The sequence below is a fragment of the Syntrophotalea sp. genome, from assembly GCF_050253115.1.
Lineage (GTDB): Bacteria > Desulfobacterota > Desulfuromonadia > Desulfuromonadales > Syntrophotaleaceae > Syntrophotalea > Syntrophotalea acetylenica.
This window is the reverse complement of sequence record NZ_JBFWJQ010000087.1, coordinates 1-10880: the sequence shown is the minus strand read 5'-3', so window position 1 is coordinate 10880 and position 10880 is coordinate 1. Positions and strand designations below refer to the sequence as shown.

The 10880-nt window shown below is 55.5% G+C and carries 9 protein-coding genes and 5 tRNA genes; 10 read left to right on the top strand and 4 right to left on the bottom strand.

The genetic code is table 11. From position 1 onward, the window contains the following. The 4 genes from AB7E65_RS09555 to tmk all read right to left on the bottom strand — a co-directional run. Window positions 1–399: class I tRNA ligase family protein (locus AB7E65_RS09555; protein ID WP_428745763.1), on the bottom strand; the 399-nt coding region annotated here is incomplete at its 3' end. Next, the gene (locus AB7E65_RS09550; protein WP_428745762.1) at window positions 396–1502 is read right to left on the bottom strand and encodes a PSP1 domain-containing protein; all 1107 of its coding nucleotides are present in this window, start codon (window positions 1500–1502) and stop codon (window positions 396–398) included. The genes AB7E65_RS09550 and AB7E65_RS09555, both read right to left, overlap by 4 nt. Window positions 1503–1531: 29 nt before the next feature. Next, entirely contained in the window at window positions 1532–2497 is a 966-nt protein-coding gene (holB, locus tag AB7E65_RS09545; protein WP_320361058.1) for a DNA polymerase III subunit delta', read from the bottom strand. Continuing rightward, window positions 2497–3147, bottom strand: a complete 651-nt coding sequence (tmk, locus tag AB7E65_RS09540) for a dTMP kinase (protein WP_072287611.1) — start codon at window positions 3145–3147, stop codon at window positions 2497–2499. The genes holB and tmk overlap by 1 nt, the downstream gene beginning before the upstream one ends. 443 nt (window positions 3148–3590) lie before the next feature. Between tmk and AB7E65_RS09535 the strand changes: the two genes are divergently transcribed. From AB7E65_RS09535 to AB7E65_RS09490, 10 genes are all read left to right on the top strand, one after another. Continuing rightward, a tRNA-His gene (locus tag AB7E65_RS09535) sits at window positions 3591–3666 on the top strand. 163 nt (window positions 3667–3829) lie between these two features. After that, a tRNA-Leu gene (locus AB7E65_RS09530) sits at window positions 3830–3912 on the top strand. Window positions 3913–4075: 163 nt separating this feature from the next. Beyond that, entirely contained in the window at window positions 4076–5395 is a 1320-nt protein-coding gene (gene tig / locus AB7E65_RS09525) for a trigger factor (RefSeq protein ID WP_072287612.1), read from the top strand. Between the two features lie 4 nt (window positions 5396–5399). Continuing rightward, on the top strand, window positions 5400–5984 hold the full coding sequence (clpP, locus tag AB7E65_RS09520) for an ATP-dependent Clp endopeptidase proteolytic subunit ClpP (RefSeq protein ID WP_072287613.1): 585 nt from the start codon (window positions 5400–5402) through the stop codon (window positions 5982–5984). Between the two features lie 22 nt (window positions 5985–6006). Continuing rightward, window positions 6007–7257, top strand: a complete 1251-nt coding sequence (gene clpX / locus AB7E65_RS09515; RefSeq protein ID WP_072287614.1) for an ATP-dependent Clp protease ATP-binding subunit ClpX — start codon at window positions 6007–6009, stop codon at window positions 7255–7257. Between the two features lie 42 nt (window positions 7258–7299). Beyond that, window positions 7300–9705: an endopeptidase La gene (gene lon, locus AB7E65_RS09510; protein WP_320361060.1), complete on the top strand. Its 2406-nt coding sequence runs from the start codon at window positions 7300–7302 to the stop codon at window positions 9703–9705. A gap of 102 nt (window positions 9706–9807) precedes the next feature. Next, complete coding sequence (locus AB7E65_RS09505) at window positions 9808–10080, top strand: HU family DNA-binding protein (RefSeq protein WP_072287616.1); 273 nt, start codon at window positions 9808–9810, stop codon at window positions 10078–10080. Window positions 10081–10191: 111 nt separating this feature from the next. Then, window positions 10192–10268 (top strand) — tRNA-Asp (locus tag AB7E65_RS09500). Between the two features lie 8 nt (window positions 10269–10276). Next, window positions 10277–10352, top strand: a tRNA-Val gene (locus tag AB7E65_RS09495). Window positions 10353–10390: 38 nt separating this feature from the next. After that, a tRNA-Asp gene (locus AB7E65_RS09490) sits at window positions 10391–10467 on the top strand. The last annotated feature ends 413 nt before the right edge of the window (window positions 10468–10880 follow it).

Genomic DNA, 10880 nt, shown 5'->3' with positions numbered 1-10880 from the left:
GAAGGTTTCGCAGGGCGTGCAATACCAGTCCTCGTACTCTCCAAGGTAGATATCGTCGGATGCCAGCAGTTTTTCGAACAGGTTGCAGACGCCCTTTTTGTGCCGCTCCTGTGAGGTGCGGATAAAGTCGGTGTGGGAGATATTCAGTTTTTCCCATAATGCCTGGTAGCGCTTTACCACCCGGTCAGCCAGTTCGAGGGGTGTTTCCCCCTTGGTCTGCGCAGCTTTTTCGACTTTCTGTCCGTGCTCGTCGGTGCCGGTAAGAAAAAAGACCTCATTGCCCTGCGCGCGTTTGTAGCGGGCCAGCATGTCGCAGGCGACGGTGGTGTAGGCATGACCGATGTGAGGCACGTCGTTTACGTAGTAGATGGGAGTGGTCACATAAAAGCGCTGGCTCATGATTTATCTCCTGAAGGCGGATTTTTGGGTGAGCGGTTCCTGGGACGGTTTTTTCTCCTGGGCCTTTTGGGTGCGCCCGACTCGTTTTCCTGCGGCGCCGTTCCGCCACGGCGCACGGGTTTTCCCTCTCGGCGCTTGGTTTCGGCCGGCGGTGCAGGAGATGAGGTCTGAGCCGGTTTTTGTTCTTCGCTGCGGGCGGTTTTGGCGTCATCGCCGGATCGCGGGCCTTTTCGTGGCCGCGAAGATCCTCTGGAACGTTTTCTGGACGCGGGAGCCTCCTCGGGCGGGGATGACTTTTCTCTGGCCTCCGAAATCTCCACTTTGTCCAGAGGGACTTCGACCTGCTGATTTTCATCGAGTTTAACGGTTATGGTCTGGTCCAGAACGTTCTGCCCGACGATTTCCCCTTCCTGGCCTTCGATTTTTACCTGTCTCCCGCATTTGGGCAATTGCTGCTTGAGGGAAAGGTAGGTTTTGTATTCGTAGTTCAGGCAGCACAGCAGACGTCCGCATTGCCCGGATATTTTGCTGGGATTGAGGGCCAGTCCCTGTTCCTTGGCCATTTTCACCGAAACCGGCACGAAGTCCGTGAGAAACGTGCAGCAACAAAGGGAGCGTCCGCAGATGCCAATGCCGCCGATAAGCTTCGCTTCGTCACGGACCCCGATCTGACGCATTTCGATGCGGGTATGAAAATAATGCGCAAGATCCTTGACCAGTTCGCGAAAATCGATTCTGCCGTCGGCGGTGAAGAAAAAAATGATCTTGGAGCCGTCGAACAGATATTCCGCACGAACAAGCTTCATGTCCATCTGCCGGGATTTAATGCGTTCGAGACAAAACCGGAAGGCTTCTTTTTCTCTGGCCGCGGAATTTTCCGCCTGTGCGATGTCTTCGGTTGTTGCCACGCGAAGGATTTTTTTGAGGTTTTCCGGTGTTTCGTTTTCGGTAACCTCCCGGGGAGGGGTTACGACGGTGCCAAGAGCGCGGCCGCGTTCCGTTTCGACGATGACCGCCTGTCCCGGTGAGAGTTCCAGTTCCCCGGCATTGAAGTGATACTGTTTTCCCGCGGTGCGAAATTTTATGGTAACGAGTCTAGTCATAAGTTGCTGTATTCCTGTAAGGCAACGGTTCAGGCCACCAGTTGCAGCAGCAGTACTTCCATTGCCAATTGTCGGTTGACGTTCCTTTCGAGGTGTCGTCGTGAAGCCAGCAGGGCGGTGAGTTTTCTGACGATGGTAATGATGTCTTCCCTGCGAGACACCTGCTCGAGGGTTTCCAGCATGTCGATGTTCACCAGTTCCTCGGCTGTGCATCCGTGCTTCAGCAGCAGCAGGTCCCTGTAAAAGGCCTGAATGATTTCGAGGATATCGAAAACAAGATCTTTTTCTTCGGCGATGTCCTGAGCGAGCTGGAGCAGGGGAAGTATGCTCCCCGGGCTGAGCCCTGCGATTTGTTTAAGAAGTTCCCTGCGCCGCTGCAGGTACAGATCACGGTCCTTGCCAAGGGCTTTTTTGAAACTGCCTTCGGACAACGTTGCCAAAACATGCGACTGGATATCGTCGAGGTTCAGCTGCGCGGCCAGCACTTCCTGCAGTTTTTCCCTGGGGATGCGGGAAAAGGGCAGCCGCTGGCAGCGTGACCGGATCGTGGGCAGCACCGCATCCGGTGCCGGGGTCAGCAGAATTATCAGGGTTTGCGGACGCGGTTCCTCCAGGGTTTTGAGCAAGGCGTTGGCGGCGGCGGGATTCATCTTTTCGGCGCCGTCGATAATGCATACCTTGTGGGAAGCTTCCAGCGGCCGGTAGGACAATTCCTTCTGCAGGGCACGGATCTGTTCGATTTTGATGGATGCTCCGTCCGGCCCGAGCAGATGGAGATCCGGATGATTATGATGGTCTATCTTGTGGCAGGCCGGACAGTTGCCGCAACTGTTGCCGCAGGCGCAAAACAGCATGCGTGTCAGCGCCAGGGCGACGAGGCGCTTGCCGATACCTTCGGGTCCCTCGAAAAGATAGGCGTGCGGCAACCGCCCCGAAGAGACGGCTCTTTGCAACAGGTTTTTCTGTTGCTGGTGCCCCAGAATCCTGTTGAACATCAGGCCCTCCCTGCCGCCATGGCCATTGCCGAAGTGACCTGCCAGATGCGGTCGGCAACCTGCTCGGGGGTACCGTCTGCGTCGATAATTCTGAAGCGGGAGGGTGCCCGGCGCGCCAGTTCCAGGTAACCCTGGCGGACCTTGAGATGAAAGGCCAGCGCCTCCTGCTCGAAGCGGTCTTCGTCCGGTCCTGCACTGGCGGCGTTGCGCGCCCGGGCTCTGGTGATGCCTTGCTCCGCGGGCATGTCCAGCAGCAGGGTGAGATGCGGACGGCAGGTCCCGGCCGCCACATCGTTCAACAGGTGGATGAGTTCCAGGTCAAGTCCGCGACCATATCCCTGATAGGCCAGAGTCGCGTCGCTGAAGCGATCGCACAGGACGATGGCGCCTTTTTGAAGCGCCGGAGCGATGATTTCATCCACATGTTGCGCCCGTGCCGCCGCATACAGAAGCAGCTCGGCTTTAGCTACCAGCAGGTTGTTGCCGGGATTCAGGAGAATCTGCCGGATCTGGTCGGAAATGGGACAGCCGCCGGGTTCACGGGTAACCAATACCCTGATCCCGAGGTCTTCGAGCCGGGAGGCCAGAACTTTAATCTGCGTGGTCTTGCCGCAGCCTTCAATGCCTTCGAGGCTTATAAACAGGGACATTTGTTTTCCGATCCATTGAATAGCCTTAAATGCGCAATTATAGAAATCGTCATTTACTTTATCAAGGAAATTCTCCGCTTACCCAGCTCGGGCCCTTGTTTCGGCAGGCGTTTCCCCATCCGCTGCGCGCTTCCACCGGAATTAGTCCCAGCATCCCGTTCATGCGGAAACCACGGATGGATACCGTGGGTTTTCCGCAGGAAAGCCAGGACTCATGAACACAGGTTCGAGATGTTTGTTTTTTGTTGACTTCACCTTGCCCTTGGCATATATTCCTGGCCTCCGATCGTGGTGCCTGGGCTGATTTATCGAGTGGTCAGGCCGCGGGGGATGTTACCGGGCCGGCAGTGAGGCAACGGCGGGGCCGTCAGGCGGCAGCCGGGACCGGAAAAAATTGTTTGACAAAGTGTGTGACGGTTAAGTACAATTCCGCCGCTTTCATGGTGGGTGTAGCTCAGTTGGTAGAGCACTGGATTGTGGCTCCAGTTGTCGAGGGTTCGAGCCCCTTCACTCACCCCATTTATCGACCATGCCCGTCTGCCGTTTGACCAGGGCGCCGGATCCCAGGGATCTGGCCCGGTTGACGAGTGACGGGCTTTTTGTTTTAATTGCCCGGTGCCGCAATCAGGGGATAAGCCTCCACGTCGGATGACGACCGCGGCAAGCGCCGGCTTCACGATTTGCGAGAGTGGCGGAACTGGCAGACGCACTGGACTTAGGATCCAGCGGGCAACCGTGGGGGTTCGACTCCCCCCTCTCGCACCATTCAGATTCGCAACCCCCCTTGATGCCCCTGAACACAGGGGTGTGGACGTGTCGGAATACGCTGCCGGTCTTCCGGGAATTTATCGGGGAGCCGGCGGTACGGTCGACTGAATTCACGAATTGATGTAACGAATCGCCAATTATTTTTCGCGAGGTAATAGCAATGAATGTTAAAGTTGAAGATGTCAACGCCGTCAAGAAAAAGCTTTCCTTTGAAATTCCCGCCGAAACGGTTGATGTCGAATTTGGCAAAGCATTCGCCAAGTTGGCCAAAACCGCAAAAATTCCCGGTTTTCGTCCCGGCAAAGTGCCTCGCAATGTTCTTGAGCGGCAATTCGGACCTTCCGTGGAGGCGCAGGTTTTTGAAAAACTGGTTAACGAAACCTTTTTCAAAGCCCTGGTCGAACAGAAGATCGATGCTGTTTCCGTCCCTGAAATCGTGGACAACAGCCTGCTGAAAGCCGGGCAGGCGTTCACCTACGAGGCCCATGTCGAGGTTCGTCCGAAAATCGAAGCGAAGGATTATCTGGGTCTCGAACTCAAGAAAGAAACATTCTCCGTCGACGACAAGGTCGTTGAAGAGAGACTGGAGCAGATGCGCAAAAGCCGCTCCAAGGTCGAAAAGAGCGAACGCACCGTTGCCCGGATGGGTGATATCGCCGTGATCGATTTCGAGGGCTTTGTCGACGGTGAGGCTTTTGCGGGCGGTAAGGCCGAAAATCATGAACTGGAACTCGGCTCAAACAGTTTCATTCCCGGTTTTGAGGACCAGGTGGCCGGAATTGAGTGCGGGCAGGAAAAAGACATCGAGGTGACCTTTCCGGAAGACTACGGGAACCAGGATCTCGCCGGCAAGGCTGCGGTTTTCAAGGTCCGGCTGAATGACATCAAGGAACGAATCCTCCCCGAACTGGATGAAGATTTTGCCAAGGAAGCGGGGTTGGAGAGCATCCAGGATCTCAAAACCAAGATTCGGGAAAGCATCGAGGAACAGGAACAGGATCGTATTGAAAAGGAATTTCGTGAAAGGATGATACAGGCCCTGATTCAGGCAAATCCTTTTGACCTGCCCGATGCGATGGTGGATTCGCAGCTGGATTTCATGCTGGAAAACCTCAAAAATCGCATGCAGTCCCAGGGGATGCGCCTTGAGGATATGGGGATCACCGCCGAATCCTTCAAAAACATCTACCGCGATCTTGCCATCAGGCAGGTTAAGGGCAGCCTGATTCTGGAAGCGATTGCCATCCAGGAAAATCTCAAGATCGAAGAAGACGAAATCCAGGACAAACTGGATGAAATCGTCGAAACCAGCGGTGCCCCCCGCGAAGCGGTGATGAATTTCTACAGCAGCGACGAACGGCGGCGCAGTCTGGTTTCGCAGATGGCCGAGGAAAAGGTGGTGGCCTTTCTGACCGGCAAGGCCAAAATCGAGATGGTTGACAAGGAAGCCCTCGAAAAATCCGCAATGATGGAGGAGTGATTCCATGAGTCTTATCCCCATGGTAGTTGAGCAGACAGGCCGGGGCGAGCGGGCCTACGATATTTTTTCCCGCCTGCTCAAGGACCGGATTATCTTCCTTGGCGGTTCTGTCGATGACCAGGTAGCCAATCTGATCATCGCCCAGATGCTGTTTCTGGAATCCGAGGATCCCGAGAAGGAGATCTTTCTCTACATCAATTCTCCCGGCGGGGTAGTGACCGCGGGTATGGCCATTTACGACACCATGCAGTATGTGCGTTGTCCTGTCTCCACCCTTTGTGTGGGACAGGCCGCCAGCATGGGTGCCGTGCTGCTTGCCGCCGGCGCCGAAGGCAAGCGTTTTGCCCTGCCGCATGCCCGCATCATGATTCATCAGCCGTGGGGCGGCTTCCAGGGGCAGGCCACCGATATCAATATCCACGCCCAGGAAATCCTGCGTTTGCGGGAAACGCTCAACGGCGTGCTCGCCAGGCATACGGGACAGTCTCTGGAAAAAATCGCCGCCGATACGGAACGTGATTTTTTCATGGGTAGCGAGGAAGCTAAAAAGTATGGTATCGTTGACGACATAGTGAAGAGAAAAACCTGAACTTTTTAGCACGGAGGATTATGTGAGCGATCGTGATGGAAAGTCCGGATATCTGACTTGTTCTTTCTGCGGGAAAGGGCAGGACGATGTAAAGAAGCTTATTGCCGGACCCGATGTCTACATTTGCGATGAGTGCATCGAGCTGTGCAAGGACATCATTGCAGAAGAAGCAAAGCTGGAAGGGGGAGGCGAACCGGGGCCTAAACGGCTGCCGCGCCCGTCCGAAATTAAAGACGCTCTGGATGAATACGTCATTGGTCAGGAGCGGGCCAAGAAGATCCTTTCCGTTGCCGTGTACAATCACTACAAGCGGGTCGAACTCGCTCAGAGCAGCGACGGGGTGGAAATCCAGAAGAGCAACATTCTTATGCTCGGTCCCACGGGCAGCGGAAAGACGCTGCTGGCGCAAACCCTCGCAAGATTGTTGAACGTGCCTTTTGCCATTGCCGACGCCACCAATCTGACCGAGGCCGGGTATGTCGGCGAAGATGTGGAGAACATCATTCTGAACCTGCTGCAGGCCGCCGATTACGATCTTGAAAAGGCGCAGCGCGGCATCATTTATATCGACGAAGTGGACAAGATTGCGCGCAAGTCCGATTCGCCCTCCATCACACGGGATGTTTCCGGCGAAGGGGTGCAGCAGGCGCTTCTCAAGATCATCGAAGGCACGACGGCCAGTGTCCCTCCGAAGGGCGGAAGGAAACATCCCCAGCAGGAGTTTCTCAAGGTCGATACGACCAATATCCTGTTCATCTGCGGGGGGGCTTTTTCCGGGCTTGACGGCATCATCAAACAGCGCAGTGGCAGCAAGGTCATGGGCTTCGGCGCCGAAATCAGGGAAAAAAAAGAAATGGGCATCGGCGAAGTTCTGGCCCTTACGGAACCGATGGATCTGATCCGTTTCGGATTGATTCCCGAATTCGTGGGACGCCTGCCGGTGATCGCCACCCTCGAGGAACTCGATGAAGAGTCTCTGGTACGCATTCTCAAGGAACCGAGGAATGCGCTGGTGAAGCAATACCAGAAACTTTTCGACATGGAAAAAGTGCAGCTCAAGTTCACCGACGGGGCGCTGGTCGCGGTGGCCGAGGAGGCGTTGAAGCGCAAAACCGGCGCCCGCGGTTTGCGGTCCATTATCGAAAACTCCATGCTTGACGTCATGTATGACATCCCTTCCCAGGACCGGGTCAAGGAAGTGGTTATCAACGAAGATGTCATTCGCCAGCAAGGCAAGCCTATTATCGTTTACGATTGCGCGGAATCGGCCTAGGACCACTTGCAGGTGCGATTACCGGGAGAAGCTGAATCCATAATGACTATACAGGACACACCCACAGGCAGCAGCGGCATTCCGCTGCTGCCTTTGCGCGATATTGTGATCTTTCCTTTCATGGTTACGCCGCTGTTCGTAGCGCGTGACAAGTCCATCAGTGCGCTTGAAACCGCCATGGAAGGGGATAAGCTGATTTTACTTGCCACCCAGAAGGATCCGCAGGTCGACGACCCCTGTCTGGAGGATGTCTACGAAGTGGGCACTCTGGCGCAGGTCGTACAGATGCTCAAGCTGCCGGACGGCACGATCAAAGTGCTGGTTGAAGGACAGGTCCGGGCGCGCATCGACAGCTGGAACGCCGAGGAAAATCATATTCAGGTTGCCGTAACCCGGCTCGATGACGAGGACGTCGCGGAAGATTCGGAACTCGAGGCGTTGCTGCGTAGCGTCAGCGAGCTTTTCGAGTCCTACGTCTCTCTCAGTAAAAAGATTCCGACCGAGGTCGCTGCCTCTGTCGCCGGCACACAGGATCCCGGACGGCTGTCCGATACGGTGGCGGCGCATCTCGGTCTCAGGGTGCAGGAAAAACAGGAACTGCTGAGCGTCTGTGATCCGACGGAGCGTCTGGACAGGCTCGTCATACTGCTTGCCCGTGAGGTGGAAATCCTCGAAATCGAAAAGAAGATCCGTTCGAGGGTCAAAGGGCAGATGGAGCGCAGTCAGAAGGAATACTATCTTAACGAGCAGATGCGGGCCATCCAGAAAGAACTCGGCGAGAATGACGATTTCAAGGTCGAGCTGGCTGAACTCGAGACACGCATCAAGGATGCGCGCATGTCGCCGGAATCCGAAGAGCGCGCCCTGGGAGAATTGCGCAAATTGCGCATGATGTCTCCGAGTTCGGCGGAGGCGACCGTCGTGCGGAACTATATCGACTGGCTGGTTTCCGTGCCCTGGACCAAAAAAACCCGGGACCGTCGCGACATGGTCTATGCAGAGAGCATTCTCGAAGCGGATCATTACGGACTGGACAAGGTCAAGGAGCGTATTCTCGAGTACCTTGCCGTACAGGCACTGGTCAAGAAGATCAAGGGGCCGATTCTCTGTCTGGTGGGACCGCCCGGCGTTGGCAAGACCTCCCTCGGCAAATCGATTGCCCGCTCCCTTGGCAGAAAGTTCGCCCGTATTTCATTGGGGGGGTTGCGTGACGAGGCGGAAATCCGCGGGCACAGGCGTACCTACATCGGCGCCATGCCCGGGAAAATTGTTCAGAACATGCGCAAGGTCGGGGTTAAAAATCCGGTTTTTCTTTTCGACGAGATCGACAAGATAAGCAGCGACTTCCGGGGGGACCCCTCATCGGCATTGCTCGAGGTGCTCGACCCCGAACAGAATGCCACCTTCGGCGATCATTACCTGGAGATCGAGTACGATCTGTCCGACGTGATGTTCATCGCTACCGCCAACAGCCTGCACGGTATCGCAAGGCCTCTTCTCGATCGGATGGAGGTTATCCGCCTGGAAGGCTACACGGAAGACGAGAAGGTCAACATCGCGCAAAAATATCTGGTTGGCAAACAGGTCAAGGGGCATGGGCTGGACCCCTTGCGGATTCGCTTCTGCGATGCTGCCATTTACCGAATCATCCGGCACTACACCCGGGAATCGGGGGTGCGAAACCTCGAAAGGGAAATTGCCAATATCTGCCGGAAAGTTGCGCGCCAGGTGGTTTTGTCAAAAGACAAAAAACAAAACTTCAATATCGATGAAGAAGCGGTCAGAAGCTATCTCGGGGTTCACCGTTACGAGTACGGGGTCAGGGAGCAGGAAAGCAGTGTCGGTCTTGTCACCGGCCTGGCCTGGACCGAGGTCGGCGGGGAGTTGCTCACCATCGAGACCTCGGTGCTTCCGGGACACGGCAAGCTTATCGTAACCGGACAGCTGGGCGACGTCATGCAGGAGTCCGCCAAGGCCGCATTGAGCTACGTGCGGTCGCGCTGGCAGGCTCTCCAGCTGGAAAGGGAGTTTTATCATAAAATCGACATTCACATTCATGTTCCCGAAGGCGCCATTCCCAAGGATGGGCCCTCCGCCGGGATCACCATGGCGACCGCGCTGGCTTCCGCGCTTACCGGGCGGGAAGTCGACCGCAACCTGGCCATGACGGGAGAGATCACACTGCGTGGGCGGGTGCTGGCCATCGGAGGTCTCAAGGAAAAGTTGCTGGCTGCCAGAAGGGCAGGGCTGAAGCGCGTGTTGATCCCCGCCGAAAACAGGAAGAATCTCGAAGACGTGCCGCAGGCCATTCTTTCAGCTCTGGAAATAGTGGCTGTCTCGCACATGGACGAGGTCCTTGACCAGGCGCTCGGGATGGCCGCGCCTCTCGCACCCGCAAGTCCGGTGAAAGACCAGTCTCTCGGTGTCGATGGGCCTGTTTGTCACTAGCAAAAAAGTAGAAATAATCCCTTGACACTGTTTTTCGAGTTCTGATATAAGTATCGCACTTTCAGCGGCACCAAATCTTTCAATTAAAAGTGGAGGTATATTGTGACCAAAGCCGATCTTGTCAATGCAATGGCTGAAAAAGCAGGGCTCAGCAAAGCCGATACCGAAAAAGCCATCAAAGCGTTTACCGATGTCATCACGGATGCTCTGAAAGCTGGTGAAAAGGTGGCTCTGGTCGGATTTGGGACTTTCAGCGTCGGTGAGCGTGCGGCCCGTGTCGGCCAGAATCCGCAGACCGGTGAAAAAATGGACATTCCCTCCGCGAAGGTGCCCAAGTTCAAACCTGGCAAAGCGCTGAAAGATTCCGTTAACTGATAACGGAAATAGACTGCTGAACGAAGATACGCATAGGAAACGCCCGGTCGCAATAAGACCCACTCTTCCCTGAGGCCGAAGACGTTTCCTATTTTAGTGCGGAAAAAATACGGGGCTGTAGTAGAGTCGGTTACAACGCCGGCCTGTCACGCCGGAGGTCGCGGGTTCGAGTCCCGTCAGCCCCGCCATTTAAAACGGGCGAATAGCTCAGCTGGGAGAGCATCGGCCTTACAAGCCGAGGGTCACAGGTTCGATCCCTGTTTCGCCCACCATAACACTGGCGCGTTGGCGCCTGCACAAATACACAAAAGGGGCTGTAGTAGAGTCGGTTACAACGCCGGCCTGTCACGCCGGAGGTCGCGGGTTCGAGTCCCGTCAGCCCCGCCATAAAACGAGAGGCATCGCAATTTGCGATGCCTCTTCTGTTTTCAGGCACCTGATTTTATCTTTACCTGGCTGTGGTACACTTTTGTCAACCATGGCCCTTTTTATCTGCAAGATCGGTACATCTGACGGACGGGTTGTCTATCGCTCCTGCCACGCCCGCAACCGGTTCGAACTCCAGGAAAGCCTGGCGGAGGAGGGGTGTTGCGTTTTTCAGATGCGACGCGTGTTTTTGCCTGTTGCGTTATTCAGGCCGCTTCGTCAAAACCGTTGGCCGCAGAAAAGGTTTTTGTTGTTCAATCAGGAAATGCTTGTCCTGTTTCGCTCGGGAATGCCCATTCTTGAAGTGCTCCAGTCCCTTGAACAGGAATAGGATCCTCCTGTCGTCAAGGAAGTTCTGCAAAATGTTCGGAGCG